This is a genomic window from bacterium, assembly GCA_041648665.1.
Classification (GTDB): Bacteria; UBA10199; UBA10199; order 2-02-FULL-44-16; family JAAZCA01; genus JAFGMW01.
The window spans coordinates 1-18,108 of record JBAZOP010000059.1 but is presented as its reverse complement, the minus strand read 5'-3'; the positions used below and the strand labels follow the sequence as shown (position 1 = coordinate 18,108).

The following is an 18,108-nucleotide window of genomic DNA, read 5'->3' as shown; positions in this document are numbered from 1 at the left end:
CGACGATCTCAGGGCGCTGGTGGGAAGGGCCAACCGTAACGCGCTCCTTCGTTCGGTGGTGCGTTCCACCATAAAAGAGAACGAGCAGCAGATGTTGAAATAGCGCACGCCGCATTGCGTGCAATCACTCTCGGAGGGTTTATGTCGACACCGAATTCGCAGGTCCACGACTTGATGAAGATGATCAAGGAGCTCCACGACGTCAAGAGCTACCAGGAACTCAACTGGGAGGGTGGCTTCGCCGACTACATGCACACGGTCGAGCGAAACCCGAAGGTGGCCGACACCGCGTTCCAGCGGCTCTACGACATGATACTCTCCTACGGGTTCGAGGAGTACACGGAGCACAAGAAGAAGATCATCCACTATCGCTTCTTCGAGGACCCGATCGGCGACGGCAAGGACGCGCTCTACGGGCTCGACCTCCCGCTTATGAAGCTCGTCAACGTCTTCCAGTCGGCCGCGCGCCGCTATGGCACGGAGAAGCGCATCATACTGCTTCACGGCCCGGTCGGCGGCGCCAAGTCGACGATAGCGAGGATGCTGAAGAAGGGCCTCGAGGCGTACACGGGGACTCCCGAGGGCGCGCTGTACACCTACAGCTGGGCCAAGAAGAAGCTCGACGACAAGGGACAGGTCTTCGGCACGGTCGAGGAGATACCGTGCCCCATGCACGAGGAGCCGCTGCACCTCATCCCGCTGGAGCTCAGGGACCGAATCCTCGACGAGATGAACACCAAACTCCCCGAGGACCACAGGATCATGATCGAGGGCGAGCTCTGCCCCAGCTGCCGCTATATCTACAAGGAGCTCTTCAAGCAGTACGACGGAGACTGGTCCAAGGTCATCGACCACATCAAGGTCCGCAGGATCGTGCTCTCGGAGAAGGACCGAATCGGCATAGGCACTTTCCAGCCCAAGGACGAGAAAAACCAGGACTCGACGGAGCTCACCGGCGACATCAACTACCGCAAGATCGCGGAGTATGGCTCAGACTCCGATCCGCGCGCGTTCAACTTCGACGGCGAGTTCAACATAGCCAACCGCGGGATCATAGAATTCATCGAGGTCCTGAAGCTCGACGTCGCGTTTCTCTACGACCTTCTGGGGGCCTCGCAGGAGCACAAGGTCAAGCCCAAAAAGTTCGCGCAGACCGACATAGACGAGGTCATCATCGGCCACACCAACGAGGCGGAGTACAAGAAGCTGCTCAACAACGAGTACATGGAGGCGCTGAGGGACCGCACGGTCAAGATAGACATACCCTACATCACCAAGCTCCACGAGGAGATAAAGGTATACGAGAAGGATTACGGGCCGCACGTGGTCCGCGGCAAGCACATAGCCCCGCATACTCTGGAGATGGCGTCGATGTGGGCGGTGCTCACGCGCCTCGAGGAACCCAAGAAGGCGAACCTCACGCTCATGCAGAAGCTCAAGCTCTACGACGGCAAGACGCTGCCCGGATTCACCGAGGACAACGTGAAGGAATTGCGCAAGGAGGCGGTGCGCGAGGGGTTGGACGGCATATCGCCGCGCTACATACAGGACAAGATATCCAACGCGCTGGTCTCCGACGTGGGCGGTCGCTGCGTCAACCCGTTCATGGTGCTGAACGAATTGGAGTCGGGCCTCCGGCACCACTCGCTCATCAAGAGCGAGGAGCAGAAGAAGCGCTTCAGAGACCTGCTCGCCATGGTAAAGGAGGAGTACGAGGACGTGGTGAAAAACGAGGTGCAGCGCGCCATCTCCGCGGACGAGGACGCGATCGCGAGGCTCTGCTCCAACTACATAGACAACCTCAAGGCATACACGCAGAAGGAGAAGGTGAGAAATCCCTACACCGGCCAGGACGAGGAGCCGGACGAGAGGCTCATGCGCTCCATCGAGGAGAAGATAGACATCCCCGAGAGCCGCAAGGACGATTTCCGCCGCGAGATCATGAATTACATCGGCGCGCTTGCGCTCGAGGGCAAGAAATTCGACTACAAGACCAACGAGAGGTTGAACAAGGCCCTGGAGCTCAAGCTCTTCGAGGACCAGAAGGACTCGATCAAGCTCACGAGCCTCGTCTCCAGCGTGGTGGACAAGGATACGCAGGAGAAGATCGACATCGTCAAATCGAGGTTGATCAAGAACTACGGCTACTGCGAGACCTGCGCCACCGACGTGCTCAACTTCGTGGCCTCGATATTCGCACGCGGGGATATAAGGGAGCGTAGATCGCAGGGCTAAGCGTCGACGCGAGAAGCTATGGCACAGAAGATCGACCAGGATGTCGCTCGGTTCAAGCAGATCGTGCGCGGCGCCGTCAAAAAGGAGCTGCGCAAGTTCATAAGCACGGGCGAACTCATCGGCAAGAAGGGCAAGGATCTGGTCAGCATTCCGATCCCGCGCATCGACATCCCGCATTTCGTCTATGGCGATAAGCAGGCCGGCGGCGTAGGCCAGGGGGACGGCAGCGACGGCTCCGCGGTGCAGCCCGGCGAGGGAGAGGGGGCGTCCCAGGCCGGAAACGCGCCGGGGGATCACCTCGTAGAGGTCGAGGTGACCTTCGAGGAGCTCGCGGCGCTTCTGGGAGAGGAGCTGGAGCTCCCGAGGATCAAACCCAAGGGCGCGCAGGACCTCGAGACCCGGAGCGTCAAATACACCGGCATGGCGCCCACCGGCCCGGAGAGCCTTCGCCACTTCAAACGCACGTTCAAGAAGGCGCTCAAGCGCCACATAATGAGCGGCACATACGATCCCAAGAGGCCGCTGATCGTCCCGGTCCGAGAGGACAAGGTCTATCGCTCGTGGAAAGAGGTGAAGAACCCGCGCAGCCGCGCGCTCATCGTCTACATGCTCGACGTCTCCGGCTCCATGGGCAACGAGCAGAAGGACATCGTGAGGCTGGAGTCGTTCTGGATCGACACCTGGATCCGCTCGCAATATGAGAACGTGGACGTACGGTACATCATTCACGACGCGGTGGCGCGCGAGGTCGATCGCGAGACGTTCTTCCACACGAGGGAGAGCGGGGGTACGATCATATCTTCCGCGTACAAGCTCTTCCTCAAGATGGTCGAGGAGAGCTACAACCCAGCGGAGTGGAACATATACCCCTTCCAGTTCTCGGACGGGGACAACTGGTCAGGCAACGACACAGAGGAGTGCATGAACATGCTCGAGAAGGAGATGTTCCCGATCTGCAACCTCTTCTGCTATGGTCAGGTGGAGAGCGAATACGGCAGCGGCCAGTTCCTCAAGGATCTCGACGCCCGATTCCCGGGCCACGAGATCCTCGTCACGTCGAGGATACCGGACCGTGGCGCGATCGTGGAATCGATAAAGACATTCCTGGGCAAGGGCAAATAGCATGGCTAGCGGAAAGTCCTACTCTTCGAAATACATGACCTCGCTCCCGCCGGAGCTGCATGCCCTGAAGCGCGAGATCGAGGGCTACGCGCGCGAGTACGGCCTCGACTTCTTCGACGTGATATTCGAGGTTTTGGACTGGAACCAGCTCAACGAGGTGGCGGCCTTCGGCGGTTTCCCCAATCGATATCCTCACTGGCGCTTCGGCATGGAGTACGAGCAGCTCTCGAAGAGCTACGCGTATGGGCTGTCGAAGATCTACGAAATGGTCGTGAACACCGACCCGTGTTACGCCTATCTCCTCTACTCCAACGGCATCGTGGACCAGAAACTCGTGATGGCGCACGTCTATGCACACTGCGACTTCTTCAAGAACAACGTCTACTTCGCCCATACCAACCGGAAGATGATGGACGAGATGGCGAACCACAGGACACGCGTGCTCCGCCACATCGACGAACAGGGGCAGGAGAAGGTCGAGGATTTCGTGGACGCGTGCCTGTCGCTGGACACGCTCATCGACTATCACGCGCCGGCGATCAGGCGACGAAGGGCGCCGGAGGTTAGGGGGTTGGCGGGACGCAGGGAGGTCCATAAGCTGAAGGCCGAGCGGCCGTACCTGGAGAAATTCGTGAACCCCGAGGAGTTCATGGAGGAGCAGCGCAGGGTCATCGCGAATGAGGAGAAACTCGAGAAAAAATTCCCGGAGCATCCCGAGACGGACGTGCTCCTCTTCCTCCTGGAGAACGCCCCTCTGGAGAAGTGGGAGCACGACATCCTCTCGATAGTGAGGGAAGAGGCGTACTACTTCGCCCCGCAGGGCCAGACCAAGATATTGAACGAAGGGTGGGCCAGTTTCTGGCACTCCAAGATCATGACCCAGCGGGCGCTCAAGGATTCTGAGGTCATCGACTATGCGGACCATCACTCCGGAACTGTTGCGATGGGGCCGACACGCATCAACCCGTACAAGATCGGTCTGGAGCTCCTGCGCGACATAGAGGACCGCTGGAACAAGGGTCGCTTCGGCAAGGAGTACGAGGAGTGCGACGACATGGTGGCTCGAAGGAAGTGGGACAAGAAGCTCGGCCTTGGCCGCGAGAAGATATTCGAGGTGCGCCGCATCTACAACGACGTCACGTTCATCGACGAATTCCTGACCCCAGAGTTCTGCCAGGAGCACAGACTCTTCGTCTACGCCTACAACCTCTCCTCCGATCAGATGGAGGTCGCGAGCCACGAGTTCGAGAAGATAAAGAAGCAGTTCCTCTTCCAGCTCACGAACTTCGGACACCCGATGATCGCGGTCGAGGACGGCAACTTCCGCAATCGCGGGGAGCTCATGCTCAAGCACACCCACGAGGGCGTGGACCTGCGCTATGACTACGCCTGCGCCTGTCTCAAAAATATATACAAGGCCTGGCGCCGGCCGGTCGGCATAGAGACCATCTCGGGCGGCGTCCCCACCCGCATCATCTTCGACGGCACCGAGATAAAAGAAGAACGGATTTAACCAAGACATCGGGTTGGCTTCGGGTCCTGTCGCCGGGCTCACCCCCATTTGCGGCATCGCCGTGATCAATCACCAATAGGCGGGGACGCTTCTCTTTTCAGAAGGAGAAGCGTCCCCTCATCGCGCGGCTGCTGGCGTCAAATGGGGGTCCCCCGACCCGCCGCCACCCGAAGCCAGCCCAAGTCAGCCATCGAGAGGGCCCGAAAACGCTGCTGTATATCGGGCAGAGGTCCTTCCCGCCCAGCGCGTGTCCCTGGATGCAGCTTTGCAACTCCTTGTAATGCCATCATAATTAGAAAATATAGGGGGGATAAATATCGAGCAACTTTTTTTGTCACGGTACGATAAAGGGACATATATCGAACAATAGCAAATAAAGGAGGATATTCATTATGCCAGGCATGACAACGAACCCTTTTTGCGCAGGGATAACTGCACCGGCACTAACATCGTTTGCTGCGATGAATATCGCGGGCCACAATATGGTTGGTATTCCGGGCGGACTTACGGTGATTGGGTCGAGTGCGTTTAAAGACGCCATACCTCATTGGGTTCAACTCTCTTCCTATGCGATCGGTGAAACTGCGACAAGCGAATCGAAGTATCGCGAGGTGATGGGACGTTCGGTAAGAGAGGGCGCGCCTGAGAATCATCCTGTAACTATTGTGTCGCACAACGATGCGATCGAGTATTTGAAAAAGAGTGGTGGCGGACTCGCTCTACCCACTGAGGCACAGTGGGAAAACGCGGCCCGTGGCCCGGCGGTAAATATACCGGAACTGATGGAGGCGGAACTTGGGAGCTTCAAACCAGCCGACGTCGTTGATTTCATCGATGGCCGGTTCGAGAATCTGGTGTTCGGCGTCCTGGGAGATATAATCACGAATCCCAAATCGGAGCCATTTCAGAATCTGATAAGTCAGGGAAGGCCTTTCTTCGGCTGGCGCGTCTATGGCACGCCTTCGGGCCGCCTTAGTCATGACGAGGCCTGGTTTGGGCAGGAAGGAACCGCGCCCGTGGGCTGGGGCCCGAAGAACGCCTATGGGCTCTTCAACATGACCGGCAATGTCGGGGAGTGGGTGAAGGATTGGTATGCAGAGAACGTATATATGCTGAGTGGCGTGGATCCCGCAGGTCCTGATGAAGGTACATATAGAGGCCTGCGCGGCGGTTCCTGGTTCAATGACGTTCCTGTGCTCTTGCGCGCGGCTAATCGCTTCGACTTCCTCCCGGACATCCGTTACAACGCTTTTGGTTTCCGGGTTGCTGCGCTCCAGGACTCTGAGAAGTAATGTAGACTTTTACTCTTTTGTCTTTTCATTAGCCGCGCACTCAAGTGCGCGGCGTTTTTTTGATATTCTGTCATTCCCGTCCCTGCTTGTCATCCCCGCGAAAGCGGGGATCCCTTGAGAAGTACTGGATCCCCGATTAAAGCGCTCGGGGATGACGTCGTGTTGAGGAACTTGGGGATGACAAACGGGGGGCGAGATGAGCGCGATGGGTGGGAGAAACTCCGCTTCAAAGACCAAGTTCGCGTTTTGCGCTGTTCCAGGGCATGGATTTCTGTGAACGCCGCTTGCGCATCGTGGTCCAGAACGCGCGGTTGGTCATGTAGAAGATGTCTTCGAGATCGCGCCCCTCGACCCCCCAGACGATGGCCGCAGGCTTCCCGTGCTTTGTTATCAAGATATAATCCTTTTGCGCCTGGGTGATGTAATCGCTGAAGCCGGTCTTCATATCGCGCAGCGCAACGCTCTTCATCTTCATATGATGTCTCCAATGTAGCTAATGTCAATAATGTTTTGCTTTCAGCGTAGAGGTTTCATTGAAGGGCAGGCGCCTGCTATCAATTAAAAATGGCGTTGAGTGCCGACTTGACGTGACGGCTCGGGAGTGTTTGCCGAGCGGCGTCAGGAGGCGCCGCATTCAGCAGCCCTATGATATAGCGGCGCCGAATGCGCAGGCGAGCGAACGGCGTTTGAGAGAGCGAGCCGAAGCGAGGCAGACACTGCCGAGCCGTCACGTCTGCAGGGGGTTCTTCGGCTCCGCCTCAGAATGACAATAAAGGTGGCTGCCCTGAACTGGCACCCGGAGCAGTGTTTGAGTCCTTGACCTCTGAGGGCGTTTATTGCAGGTAATACGCTTCGCAGGAGGGGTTATGGCAGTCGCAGTGTCTAAGAGGCTTTCCGGGTTGACCGGTTATCCGTTTGCGGAGATCGACGCAAAGGTCGCGGAACTTCGGGCCAAGGGGATCGACATAATCGACTTCGGCGTCGGCGATCCGACCGAGCCCACGCCTGAGATCGTGAGAAACGCCCTGAAGCAGGGCGCGGACCGGCACGCGAGCGGCGGATACCCGAGCTACGTCGGCTCGCAGGGGTATAGAAAGGCGATCGCCGCGTGGACCAAGAGGCGGTTCAACGTCTCTCTCGATCCTGAGACAGAGATCAGCGCATCCATCGGCGCCAAGGAATCGGTCTTCAACTTCCCCGAGGCCTTCGTCAACCCGGGCGACGTAGTCATCTGCCCGAATCCCGGCTATCCGCCGTATTCACGGGGCGCGCGTTTTGCCGAGGGCGAAATTTATTTCGTGAACCTTTGCAAGAAGAACGGGTTCCTGCCTGACCTCGATTCCATCCCGCTGGATGTCGCCCGCCGCGCGAAGATCATGTGGATCAACTATCCCAACAACCCCACCGGCGCGGTCTGCGACGCTGATTTCTTCAGGCGTGCGATCGAGTTTGGGAAGAAGCACAATGTCATCATCGCCTCGGACGAGGCGTACACTGAGAACTACTACGGCGCCCCGCCGCATTCGATACTCGAGTTTGCGCGCGAAGGGGTGGTCGCCTTCCAGTCGCTCAGTAAGCGCAGCTGCATGACCGGCTATCGGGTCGGATGGGTTGCGGGGGATCGCGATATCATCGCCGCGTTCAAGAAGCTCAAGACCAACATCGATTCCGGCACCCCGACTTTTATCCAGGAGGCGGCCATAGCGGCGCTCTCGGACGAGGGACACGTGGAGTGGCTGCGCGCGCTGTACAAAGAGAAGCGCGATATCGTGGTGGATGCCTTCAAGCGCGCAGGGCTTTCAGAGTGCAGGCCCGCGGCTACGCTGTATATATGGCAGGAGGTCCCGCGCAACATGACCTCCGTCGATTTTGCCAAGCTCCTGCTCGATCCCGCCATCGCGATCGTGGCCACGCCCGGCAACTGGATCGGCGACGAGACGGCGGAGGGCAATCCGGGCGAGGGGTTTGTGAGGCTGGCCATGGTGCCCACGGTCGATCAGTGCAAAGAGGCTGCGGACAGGATCGCGCGCCGTCTCCCCGCTCTCATCTAACTGTATGATATCACAAATAAAAAGGGCTCCGAAAGGAGCCCTTTTTCGTCTCATCTCAATGAGCCTCAGGCAGTCGCGGCCTTCGGTTTCTCGAAGGCGAGCATCAGGAAGAGGATGAGATTGAGTACAGGCACCAGCGCGATGCAGACCCCCCACCACGTCGGCTTGCCCAGCCTCTCCACTATCCCGATCCACATGAGGATCATGATCACGATGTTGACGATCGGGATGAGCAGCAGGATGAACCACCACATCGGTTTCGCCGCGAGCTTGAGGAGCAGGAAGAAGTTGGCGATCGGGATCAGGGCCCATACGAACGTGGAGCCCAGAGGCATGCCCAGCTTCTTGCCGATCCTTGCGATGCAATAGGCCCAGAAGAGATAGGCGACGACCATGAGGACGATCATGCCCATGCTCATCCCGGCCACTCCCGGCGGGATATCTTGAATCTGAAGCTGTTCGACCACCACCTGTTCGCCCATATAGTCCCCCTTTTTTTGATTTCTGAACTGAAAATACCAGCAAAAGGACGCGACGTCAATCTAAGCGAAGAGTTTATCCATGGCGTACTTGGCCAGCGGCTTGATTTCGGAGATCATCATGCCTGCGACCATCAGGCAGGCGCCCAGGAGGGAGAGAGAGGTGAAGGAGTCGCCCCCCAGCAGCCATCCGAAGAAGACGCCGAAGACCGCTTCCAGGGCGAATATGATGCCGGTGCGGGTGGGATCCACCACCCGCTGGGCCCAGGTCTGCACCGTGAACGCGAGCGCGGTGGCGAATACGGCCGTGATTGCGAGGGTGAGCCATCCGATCGGCGGCAGGCCGGTGAAAGGGGTCCCCCGGGCAGCCACTGCGACGAGGCTCATGAGGGCCACAAAGGCAATCTGGAAGACTACGAGCTGCGCTATCTCGTGTTTGAAGGTGAATTCGCCGGTGAGGGTGATGTGCCAGGCGAATGCCGCTGCGCATCCGAGCGTCATCAGGTCTCCCGCGTTGAGACCCGTAAGCGAGAACCTGGTGAGCAGGAAGAGCCCGGCGGAGGCGATCGCCACCGCGGCTATGGCAAAGCCGTCCGGCTTCTTCCTCGGATAGATCATGACGAAGAACGGTATCATGACCATATACATCCCGCTGATCAGTGAGGAGTTGGAGGCGGTGGTGATCTTGAGCCCTTCGGTCTGGAGCGCAAACGCGAAGAATATGAGTGAGGCGAGGATGAGGGAGGCCAGCAGCGTGGCGGGCCTGGGTCTTCGGAGCTTTCTGTGGAAGATCGCGGCGAGGAGAGATGCGGCCAGGGCGAAGCGGAGGAAGAGGAAGTAGTAGACGTCCACGGTCGCAACGGTCCACTTGACCAGGACGAACGTGGCGCCCCAGAAGGCCGTGACCAGCACCAGGGTTGCGATTGCCGCAGCCTGCCTCTTTCCGTCTGCAGCCGGCATGGCGCCTTTCAATAATGTTTCGGGCTGAACTTGTCGTAGAGGTTCATGAACACGCCGGAGGGGTCGGTCTGAGCCTTGATCTTGTCGTAGCGCGGTTTGTCGTAGACCTTCCAGAAGGTTTTCTCGTCGAAGTGGTTGCGGGAGATGAGGGTCTTCAGCCCGTTGAGCTCGATGGTCTTGCGCTCGAGCAGCTCCGAGTAGTCTATGTCCGGCCGCGAGTTTTTCTTGCCGTAGACCGCGCAATCGATGAAGAGCGTGTCGTCGATGCCCTTGGCGTAGCTGTCGTTGATCCAGGGGTAGAGCTGGGGGGACCTGTAGGGCACGATCCAGAGCGGATAGAAGTCGAAGTCGCGCTCGTACCAGCGGTAGAAGTCCTCGAAGCGGCGCGACGGAATGAAGACGTCGACCACGACCTCGGGCCGCTTCTTCAGCTTCATCATCGGGCTCACGCGCTTCGACCACTTGATGAGGTTCGTGGAGCCCAGCAGCATCTTGCCGAGCAGGAGCCTGGCCGGCAGCGTCTCCATGAACGGTACGGTCTTTGTGAGCCAGTGGCACTCGGCGTCGTAGCGGAAGAAGTAGTCGTAGGTGGTGAGGTAGTCCTCCGTCCGCTCGTTCGTGCTCTTGTAGAATATCTTGAGCCAGTCGTAATTGCTCGTGTAGGGCGCTTCGTCCGCCATGTCTCCCAGACAGATCACGAACGAGTCCTTGGAGTGGATTATCGCATCGATGAAGTCGTGGTCAGCCCTGTTGCAGTGGTTGCGGAGCTCCCTCCAGAACTCGGAGAAGGAGCGGTGTTTCTCATAGGTCATCTTCACGTAAGGTTTGGCCGGGATGAGCTTGAACTTGGCCCTGGTGATGAGCCCCAGCGTGCCGTACGAGCCGTGCAGCATGTGGAAGAGCTCCGCGTTGCGCTCGGGCGAACAGGTGATCGCGGCGCCTGCGCCGGTGACCAGCTCGTATTCGAGGCAGCTGTCGTGGAACCCTCCGAGCTTGTAGGACATCGACTCTATCGAGCAGCCGGAGACCGCGCCGCCCACGGTGATGCCCTTGAGCTCGGGCACGGTGCAGGGGATGAGCCCCTTCTCCAGCGTGGCTTTCACGAGGTCGGAGAAGCTGACTCCGGATTCCGCGGTGCACGTGCGCGCGTCCTCGTCGATCGTGAGAACCCTCGTGAGCAGAGAGAGATCGATCTTCGGGAGGTCGTCCTTTTCTTTGGGATTAGGCACGAAGTGGGAGAGGGCGGCCTTGCGTATCCTCGCCGGGGAGTTTCGGCCGGCCCTGGACCTGACCTGTTCGCATATGGCTTTGACTATGGTTTCATGAGAGACCTGCGTCATGTCGCTTCCCCCCGTGCCCTTGTTTGGGAACGCCACTTCCTCACCCTCTCTTCCTTGAGCTGTCTGATCCTGTCGAGGTTCACCTTGCTGAGCATCTCCTTCAGGTCGTCCGAGGTCCTGTGCGCGCGCAGCTCGATGCCTTGGCGCGCGTCCCTCAGGTGGCTCAGAAACTCCTTCATGCTGCTGCGGCTCTTGCGCGTCATGCGCCAGCCGTAGGCGCGGATGGCCATCGTCCATATGTCGAACCTGAAGAGGCGGTTCAGTATTTGCCTCAGCGAGTAGAACTTGAGCATCGCCTTCATCGTGAGCTTCTGCAGCTGCAGCACGCTCATGCCCCTGGGCTGGAAGACCACATGGTGCGCGTCGTAATAGCCCCAGTCTTTGCAGATGAGCCTGCCCTCGTCGCGCAGATTCTCGTATACCGGAGTGCCGGGCAGAGGGGTGAGCACCATGAACTGGACCGAGGCGAGCGAGGTGCGTTTCGCGAACTTGACCGTCGCCTTTATCGTCTCAGGGTCGTCCTGGTCGGACCCAAAGATGAACATGCCGTGTATGTTGATGCCGTAGGCGTTTATGCGGTTCACGGCCCACTCGATCCGCTCCGGGGTCTGGCCCTTGTTGAGGGCCTTGAGCGTGTTCGGGTTGATCGATTCGATGCCTATGTAGACGTAGGTGCAGCCCGCGCGCTTCATGAGGTCCATGAGTTCCTGGTCGTCCGCCACGTCGATGCGCACCTGCGCGCTCCACTTGGGGGTGATGCCTTCGGCGATCATCGCGCGCAGCAGCTCTTTGGTGTGCGTGGGGTTTGCAGCGAAGTTGTCATCGTAGAAAAAGACCCAGGCCGGACGCAGTTGTCTCAGCTCCTGCATCACGTTGTCCACGGAGCGGAAGCGGTATTTCCTGCCGAACATCCTGGTCACTGCGCAGAAGTTGCATCCGAACGGGCAGCCGCGCGACATTATGATCGGCGTGATGGAGAGATCGCCTTTGAACTTCCGATTGCCGCCGACGAGGGAGAAGTCGGGGAAGGGGAGCCTGTCGAGGTCGCAGTTGAAGGGGGATATCTCGTTCTGTGTTATGGCGTCGCCTTCGCGCCAGCAGAGCCCGGGTATCTGTTCGAAGCCTTCACCCTGTTCGAGGGCCTTGATGAACGGGATTATCGAGTCCTCGGCCTCGCCGCGCATGACGTAATCGCAGTGGGTGAGAGCTTCCTCTACGAGGAAGGAGACGTGCGGCCCGCCCATGAAGACCGGGATGCCGGCCTTGCGGACGATGTCGGCCATCTCGTAGGCGCGCGGCGCGGTGGATGTGATCGTGGAGATGCCCACTAAGTCCGCGTCGAACACGTCGTCAAAATCTATCCCCCTTATGTCTTCCAGGAAGATTTTGACCTCGTAGCCCGCCTTCTTGAGGATGGCGCCGAGGATCAGCGTGCCGAGCCTGGGCAGACCCCATTTCTTGTAGATGTGGAAGCCCGGCGCGCTGGGCTCGATGAACACGATTTTGCGTATCGGATGGGTTGTCATGATGAGGAGTTAAAACCGATTTTGCCGGATAAATCAAGGATTTCGGGCGCTGCACCGCGTCATCCAGAGGGTCCTGTCAGGGCTCTCTCACGGGCTACCGAAGGGCTTTTCTGAGGGAGCGCTCGAGTTCGTCCTTGCTGGAAAGCGAAAACACCGAGATATCTTCCAGACAGGCGTTTTCGACAAATTGTTCCACCAGCCCCATGCGCACCACGGTGAGGGTGTGCGGCGCTGTCTTGAGCGCGCGCTCGGCGGCCGGCGCAAACCCCATCTCATCTTCCAGCTCGAGCGGACCTATCTCGTCCATCACGAAGAGGTCGGAGCAGGGTGTTATCTCTTGCGATTGCGAGAAGGCGAGCTTGTTGAAGTGGAACCTTCGCCAGGGGAAGGATTGCTCGAACGGATCGGGCCTCGTGAATATCATCGGCGGATTGCTCTTGCTACCCGAGATCGCCACGAAGTCGTGCCCGACCTTGAGGCCTCGCTCCATGTGGGCGGGCGTGGTCCAGCCGCTGACAGCGCAGCCGTCGCGGACGAGTCGTTTGAGCAGCTCCTCCACGAACGAACTCTTCCCTGAATCGATTTCGCCGGTCAGGATGAAGTGCATCTAGGCACCTCTAAAAATCCCTATTTTCTTTTGTCATTCCCGAGTGAATTTATCGGGAATCCAGTCAAGCGTTGTTTCCATGTGTATTTGCGGACTGGATCCCCGATAAAAACTCTCGGGGATGACAGTCCAAAGCTCGGCCAGAAGCGCGCGACGAGCGAGAAACACAGGCCTTGCATGGCGATGGAGACGGCGGGGTTGACGATGCATCTCTGCATGAGGGGGATGGAGAATATCGGGGCCGAGAGGAACTTGAGCGATGCCGCCGTAAGGCTCACGCCAAACAGCTGCGCGGGTTTCACGCCCGATCTGAGGGCGATATATAGTATGGAGAACCCGATGGACGCCATGATGAGGCCGGTGTAGGGGACGCGGATTGCGTGGAGCGCGCCGCCGATCACTGCCTCTATGAGCCCCCATGCTGCGCCGAAGATTGCGATCTTGAATATGGTCTTCATTTTTCTCTCCGTCACACGTTGAACCTGAAATGGACGATGTCGCCGTCCTTGATCACGTAGTCGTGTCCCTCGATGCGAAGATGGCCGTCCTCTTTCACCTTGTGCTCCGAGCCTGACTTGAAGAGCTCTTCACAGGGATAGACCTCCGCCCTTATGAAGCCGCGCTCAAAGTCGGTGTGGATCTTGCCCGCAGCCTCAGGCGCCTTTGCCCCGCGTTTCACGGTCCAGGCGCGCACCTCGGGCCCGTCCTTGGTGAAGAAGGTGATGAGGTCGAGCAGTTTGTAAGCCGCGTGTATGAGCCTCGGCAGCCCGGGCTCGGAGAGCCCCAGGTCGTCCAGGAACGCGCGTTTCTCCTCGTCGGAGAGGTCGGCGAGCTCGTCCTCGATCGATCCGCAGATCTCCATGGCAGGCGCGCCTTCCTTTGCAGCGTATGCGAGTGCCGTCTTCACCCGCTCGGACGGGCTCTTCACGTCGCTCTCGTTGACGTTGAGCACGTATAGCACCGGTTTGATCGTGATGAGCCCGGTCGCGTCCAGCACCTTGGTCTCATCTTCCGAGAGGCCGGCCTTGCGCGCGGGTTTTCCGGCCTCGATCGCGATCTTCAGTTTCTCCAGCACCGGCAGCTCCGCCTTTGCGGCCTTGTCGCCGCCCTTTGCGGCGTGACCCAACTTCTCGTGGCGCTTGGTGATAATTTCGAGGTCGGCGAGTGCCAGCTCGGTGTTGATGACCTCGATGTCGTGGATCGGATCGATGTTCGCGTATGCGTGTGGCACGTCCGGCGCGTCGAAGCAGCGGACCACGTGCGCGATGGCGTCCATCTCGCGTACGTGCGAGAGGAAGCGGTTGCCAAGGCCCTCGCCTTTGTGCGCGCCCTCTACGAGTCCTGCGATGTCCACGAACTCGATCTGCGTGGGCACGACCCTCTCAGGCTTGAAGATGGCGGCGATTCGATCGAGGCGTTCGTCCGGCATGGCGACCATGCCGGTGTTGTGGTCCTTTGTGCAGAACGGGTAGTTCTCGGCCGGGACGTGCGCCGCGGTCATGGCGTTGAAGAGGGTGGATTTGCCGACGTTCGGCAGCCCCACGATCCCGCAATTGATGCTCATGGCCCGATGCTGCCATGAGTGGGGGGGCAATTCAACAGGGTTTTGGATCAATGGATATGCCGCGTCGCCGTTATTCGCCGCACACGACGTCTACCGGAGTGGTGCTGTTATCGGTAGTTCCATTGCCGAGTCGGCCATAACCGTTATGCCCCCAGCACTGGATGCCGCCTGAAGTGAGCAGGGCGCAGGTGTGGTTCCAGCCGGCAGAGATGGATTCCACTTCAAAAGAGAGTCCTGTGACGTCCACCGGAACAGAACTGTCATCCGTATCTCCATCGCCGAGCTGGCCGGAGCTGTTTTTCCCCCAGCACTGGACGTCGCCGGATGTGAGTGCGGCGCAGGTATGGGCGTAGCCGGCAGAGATGGATTCCACGTCGGAAGAGAGTCCTGTGACGTTCACCGGAACAGAGCTGTTATCCGTATCTCCATTGCCGAGTTGGCCGTATTCATTCCAACCCCAGCATTGCATGCCGCCTGAAGTGAGCAGGACACAGGTGTGACTTCCGTAGGTAGAGATGGATTCCACGTCGGAAGAGAGCCCTGTGACATTCACCGGAACAGGACTGTTATCTGTTGTTCCATTGCCGAGCTGACCGGTCCAGTTGTTCCCCCAGCACTGAACGCCGCCTGAAGTGAGCAGGGCGCAGGTGTAGCTCTGGCCGACAGAGATGGATTCCACGTCGGAAGAGAGTCCTGTGACGTCCACCGGAACAGAACTCTCATCCGTTGTCCCATCGCCGAGCTGACCATACAAGTTAGCTCCCCAGCACTTGACGCCGCCTGAAGTGAGTACGGCACAAGTGTTAAACTCATTGGTAGAGACGGATAGCACGTCGGAAGAGAGCCCTGTGACGTCCACCGGAGTATAGCTGTCATCCGTTGTTCCATTGCCGAGCTGGCCCCGGTTGTTACCTCCCCAGCATTTGAAGCTGTCTGAAGTGAGCACGGCGCAGGTGTGGTACCAACCGGCAGAGATGGATTGCGCGTCGGAAGAGAACCCTGTGACGCTCACCGGAACAGAACTGTCATCCGTTGTCCCATCGCCGAGCTGACCATGCAGATTGGCTCCCCAGCACTTGACGCTGCCGCCCTTCATAGTGGCGCAAGTATGTTGTCCTCCTGCTGAGATCGCTGCCATGTCGGTAAGAAAATCAATGCATGTGCTGTCCGTATCAGTGTCTGCGTCGGTATCCGTATCTGTGTCCGTATCCGTGTCGACGTCGGTATCTGTGTCAGTGTCTGTATCTACATCAGTGTCACTGTCCACATCCGTATCTGAATCTGAATCGATATCAGAGTCGGAATCCACGTCCGTGGATGCGGCCTTGCCGCCCTCGTCACATCCGCCCACGAGGGCAATCGGGGCGAGCAGGGGTGCGAGCAGCCAGGTGAGCGGGTTTTTGAGATCCATGTTGAAGTCGGACATTTTGAAACCTCCTTCAATCCCTCTATATAATGATACGCTGCTTTGGGCTGATTTTTATGTACATGTCCCCCAAAGCACAAGAAAAATATAATTACTATATCCTATGGATTAGAGTCCGAATTCCAGCTGGAGGCCGGCCTCGCCGCCGAAGATGGTGCCGTACGAGGGCTCGTCCGCGCGACAGCGCGAGTCGAGCGCGCTCGTCTGCTCAAAGCTCGCGTTCCCGCTCCCGTCCGGCCTCACCTCCACCCTGTCCGCGGCGTATGGGTCATAGGCGTAGTTGCAGCCTTCGTCGGTCACTGCGGCCAGGTAGATGCCGGCTTCGAGGGCGATGAATGCGCCCAGGGAGATCGTCTTTCCGCCGCCCAGCGCCCAGCGCTTGAAGGTGACGGCGAGCTCGGGCGATATCGTCAGCGCGCCGCCCTTCATCGACATGTCCATGGAGACCGGGTTGAAGGAATAGGCCGTGCCGTCGGAAGTGACAGGGGGGTTGTTCAGCTCGATCGGGACATTTTGGCTGTCGTCGTCTGCGCCCTCGATGCCGATGTAGCCGAGGTTCGCGCCGAGTTTTAAGAATATGTGGTCTGTGACGTCACCCGCTGCCCCGAGTCTCAACCCTGCGAACATGGCGTCTTTCCAGCCGTGGAAGTCGGCGCCGAAATAGAACCTGGCCCCGCTTTCGAGCTTGGGTGTCATGACGTCGAACGAAAGCCCCATGGCACCTCTGCCTTCTTCCATCGCTTCGCCCGCGAAGTCCGTGAATATCCGGTACCGGGGGCTTGCCCCGAGCTGGAGCAGCCAGGCGAGCGGGCGCTCCTTTGTCTTCACGTCAGCCGGCTTGGCCGGCAAGATCTCCTCTTCCTCTGCCTTTGTTTCTTCCTCTGGCTTTGTCTCTTCTGTCTCTGAGTCAGGAGGCAGCTCCTCATCTTCAGGGAGCAAGGCCTCGTCTGCAGGGGGCTCATCCGCAGGGGGCGCCTCGGACCATATGTCCGGCGGGACCTCTGTATCTATGACTTGGGGCACGGCCTCGTCCGAGGGGGGGGTGTTCAAGGCAACAATATATTTGTCTACTCGCATGGTGTTCCTCCGTGATCGTGTTTAACTTCGCCCTGCTCGCCTCTATATGGCGTCGCACTCCATAGTGATGTTCCAATAGTCCTCGAAGAGGTAGGGGAAGTACATGAGGCCGGCGCCTGAAAACGCATTGCACTGGATTCCGTCCCAGTCGTCGCAATCCACGTCCATGCTCACGGCGCTGTCCTGGGTAAAATAGAGTTCGTTCGACGTGGTCGGATCGACCGGCGTCGGATCGCATGTCGTTTCATCTGCTTCGGTCATGGGGAGGATCAGGCCTTCGACAAAAGACTCAAGTCCTGTGTCCCAACTGCTGAGCGTGATTTCGCCTCCGAACTCGCCGACTGCGCCGATGAACTCATATGTTCCGGTGAGGTCCAGCGCATAGTCCGGGATGGTCTGCGCGTCCTTTGGCCAGCTGTTTGCTGCGAGCTGTTGTCGCGCGCTCTCCAGTATCCAGTTGGTTCCAAGCGCGCCCTTGAACTGAGTGTTCTCATAGCTCACCGATTCCATGAACATCGCGTACTTCATGCCCCAGGAGTCCTCTGCCACGAACTTGCAGGAATAGGGTGTGTAGATGATCTCGGTGTCTGTCTCTGTTTCCGTTTCTGTGTCTGTCTCTGTGTCGGTGTCTATACCGCCGTCGACCCCTGCGTCGATCCCGCCGTCCGGGCCGGCGTCCATGTCCGTGTCTGTGTCTGTGTCGATGTCCGTGTCGGTATCTGTGTCAGTATCCGTATCCGTGTCGGTATCAGTATCTGTGTCAGTGTCCGTGTCAGGACCGCTGTCCGGGCCGGCATCCGGGATATCGGTATCGGTGTCTGTATCAACATCCGTATCCGTGTCGGTATCAGTATCTGTGTCGATGTCTGTGTCTGTGTCAGTATCTGTGTCCGTGTCTCCGAGAACAGGAAGATCG

16 protein-coding genes are annotated in these 18,108 nt (G+C 58.7%); 5 read left to right on the top strand and 11 right to left on the bottom strand.

The window, feature by feature from the left end:
- The first annotated feature begins 141 nt into the window (after positions 1-141).
- The 4 genes from WC683_14500 (at position 142) to WC683_14485 (ending at position 6,162) form a co-directional block, all read left to right on the top strand.
- Positions 142-2,235: a serine protein kinase gene (locus WC683_14500; GenBank protein MFA4973819.1), complete on the top strand. Its 2,094-nt coding sequence runs from the start codon at positions 142-144 to the stop codon at positions 2,233-2,235.
- A gap of 18 nt (positions 2,236-2,253) precedes the next feature.
- The gene (locus tag WC683_14495; GenBank protein MFA4973818.1) at positions 2,254-3,357 is read left to right on the top strand and encodes a DUF444 family protein; all 1,104 of its coding nucleotides are present in this window, start codon (positions 2,254-2,256) and stop codon (positions 3,355-3,357) included.
- A 1-nt stretch (position 3,358) separates the two neighbouring features.
- Positions 3,359-4,870: a SpoVR family protein gene (locus WC683_14490; protein ID MFA4973817.1), complete on the top strand. Its 1,512-nt coding sequence runs from the start codon at positions 3,359-3,361 to the stop codon at positions 4,868-4,870.
- Between the two features lie 392 nt (positions 4,871-5,262).
- Complete coding sequence (locus tag WC683_14485; GenBank protein MFA4973816.1) at positions 5,263-6,162, top strand: SUMF1/EgtB/PvdO family nonheme iron enzyme; 900 nt, start codon at positions 5,263-5,265, stop codon at positions 6,160-6,162.
- Positions 6,163-6,388: 226 nt separating this feature from the next.
- On the opposite strand, the gene WC683_14480 is transcribed toward WC683_14485, so the two are convergent.
- Positions 6,389-6,637, bottom strand: a complete 249-nt coding sequence (locus WC683_14480) for a type II toxin-antitoxin system Phd/YefM family antitoxin (protein MFA4973815.1) — start codon at positions 6,635-6,637, stop codon at positions 6,389-6,391.
- 391 nt (positions 6,638-7,028) lie between these two features.
- Between WC683_14480 and WC683_14475 the strand changes: the two genes are divergently transcribed.
- Entirely contained in the window at positions 7,029-8,213 is a 1,185-nt protein-coding gene (locus tag WC683_14475) for an aminotransferase class I/II-fold pyridoxal phosphate-dependent enzyme (GenBank protein MFA4973814.1), read from the top strand.
- Between the two features lie 65 nt (positions 8,214-8,278).
- On the opposite strand, the gene WC683_14470 is transcribed toward WC683_14475, so the two are convergent.
- From WC683_14470 to WC683_14425, 10 genes are all read right to left on the bottom strand, one after another.
- Positions 8,279-8,695 (bottom strand): DUF5684 domain-containing protein, encoded by a 417-nt coding sequence (locus tag WC683_14470; protein MFA4973813.1) that lies wholly within the window; start codon positions 8,693-8,695, stop codon positions 8,279-8,281.
- 60 nt (positions 8,696-8,755) lie between these two features.
- Positions 8,756-9,652: a DMT family transporter gene (locus WC683_14465; GenBank protein ID MFA4973812.1), complete on the bottom strand. Its 897-nt coding sequence runs from the start codon at positions 9,650-9,652 to the stop codon at positions 8,756-8,758.
- A gap of 8 nt (positions 9,653-9,660) precedes the next feature.
- Entirely contained in the window at positions 9,661-10,992 is a 1,332-nt protein-coding gene (locus WC683_14460; protein ID MFA4973811.1) for an FAD-binding oxidoreductase, read from the bottom strand.
- Entirely contained in the window at positions 10,989-12,518 is a 1,530-nt protein-coding gene (locus tag WC683_14455) for a radical SAM protein (GenBank protein MFA4973810.1), read from the bottom strand. Before WC683_14455 ends, WC683_14460 begins: the two co-directional genes overlap by 4 nt.
- A 94-nt stretch (positions 12,519-12,612) precedes the next feature.
- On the bottom strand, positions 12,613-13,125 hold the full coding sequence (locus WC683_14450; protein ID MFA4973809.1) for a nucleoside-triphosphatase: 513 nt from the start codon (positions 13,123-13,125) through the stop codon (positions 12,613-12,615).
- Positions 13,126-13,145: 20 nt separating this feature from the next.
- Positions 13,146-13,583: a hypothetical protein gene (locus tag WC683_14445; protein MFA4973808.1), complete on the bottom strand. Its 438-nt coding sequence runs from the start codon at positions 13,581-13,583 to the stop codon at positions 13,146-13,148.
- A gap of 11 nt (positions 13,584-13,594) precedes the next feature.
- The gene (gene ychF, locus WC683_14440; protein MFA4973807.1) at positions 13,595-14,689 is read right to left on the bottom strand and encodes a redox-regulated ATPase YchF; all 1,095 of its coding nucleotides are present in this window, start codon (positions 14,687-14,689) and stop codon (positions 13,595-13,597) included.
- A 70-nt stretch (positions 14,690-14,759) separates the two neighbouring features.
- Complete coding sequence (locus WC683_14435) at positions 14,760-16,115, bottom strand: chromosome condensation regulator RCC1 (GenBank protein MFA4973806.1); 1,356 nt, start codon at positions 16,113-16,115, stop codon at positions 14,760-14,762.
- A 108-nt stretch (positions 16,116-16,223) separates the two neighbouring features.
- Positions 16,224-17,192 carry a hypothetical protein gene (locus WC683_14430; protein ID MFA4973805.1) on the bottom strand — a complete coding sequence of 323 codons (969 nt, stop codon included), beginning with the start codon at positions 17,190-17,192 and terminating at the stop codon, positions 16,224-16,226.
- Between the two features lie 42 nt (positions 17,193-17,234).
- A partial coding sequence (locus tag WC683_14425; protein ID MFA4973804.1) for a hypothetical protein occupies positions 17,235-18,108 on the bottom strand: 874 nt, incomplete at its 5' end.

What these genes read in the sequence shown, in the direction of transcription:
- WC683_14500 (MFA4973819.1), top strand. Translation starts at nt 142, where the DNA reads ATGTCGACACCGAATTCGCAGGTCCACGACTTGATGAAGATGATCAAG.
- WC683_14495 (MFA4973818.1), top strand. Translation starts at nt 2,254, where the DNA reads ATGGCACAGAAGATCGACCAGGATGTCGCTCGGTTCAAGCAGATCGTG.
- WC683_14490 (MFA4973817.1), top strand. Translation starts at nt 3,359, where the DNA reads ATGGCTAGCGGAAAGTCCTACTCTTCGAAATACATGACCTCGCTCCCG.
- WC683_14485 (MFA4973816.1), top strand. Translation starts at nt 5,263, where the DNA reads ATGCCAGGCATGACAACGAACCCTTTTTGCGCAGGGATAACTGCACCG.
- WC683_14480 (MFA4973815.1), bottom strand. Translation starts at nt 6,637, where the DNA reads ATGAAGATGAAGAGCGTTGCGCTGCGCGATATGAAGACCGGCTTCAGC.
- WC683_14475 (MFA4973814.1), top strand. Translation starts at nt 7,029, where the DNA reads ATGGCAGTCGCAGTGTCTAAGAGGCTTTCCGGGTTGACCGGTTATCCG.
- WC683_14470 (MFA4973813.1), bottom strand. Translation starts at nt 8,695, where the DNA reads ATGGGCGAACAGGTGGTGGTCGAACAGCTTCAGATTCAAGATATCCCG.
- WC683_14465 (MFA4973812.1), bottom strand. Translation starts at nt 9,652, where the DNA reads ATGCCGGCTGCAGACGGAAAGAGGCAGGCTGCGGCAATCGCAACCCTG.
- WC683_14460 (MFA4973811.1), bottom strand. Translation starts at nt 10,992, where the DNA reads ATGACGCAGGTCTCTCATGAAACCATAGTCAAAGCCATATGCGAACAG.
- WC683_14455 (MFA4973810.1), bottom strand. Translation starts at nt 12,518, where the DNA reads ATGACAACCCATCCGATACGCAAAATCGTGTTCATCGAGCCCAGCGCG.
- WC683_14450 (MFA4973809.1), bottom strand. Translation starts at nt 13,125, where the DNA reads ATGCACTTCATCCTGACCGGCGAAATCGATTCAGGGAAGAGTTCGTTC.
- WC683_14445 (MFA4973808.1), bottom strand. Translation starts at nt 13,583, where the DNA reads ATGAAGACCATATTCAAGATCGCAATCTTCGGCGCAGCATGGGGGCTC.
- ychF (MFA4973807.1), bottom strand. Translation starts at nt 14,689, where the DNA reads ATGAGCATCAATTGCGGGATCGTGGGGCTGCCGAACGTCGGCAAATCC.
- WC683_14435 (MFA4973806.1), bottom strand. Translation starts at nt 16,115, where the DNA reads ATGTCCGACTTCAACATGGATCTCAAAAACCCGCTCACCTGGCTGCTC.
- WC683_14430 (MFA4973805.1), bottom strand. Translation starts at nt 17,192, where the DNA reads ATGCGAGTAGACAAATATATTGTTGCCTTGAACACCCCCCCCTCGGAC.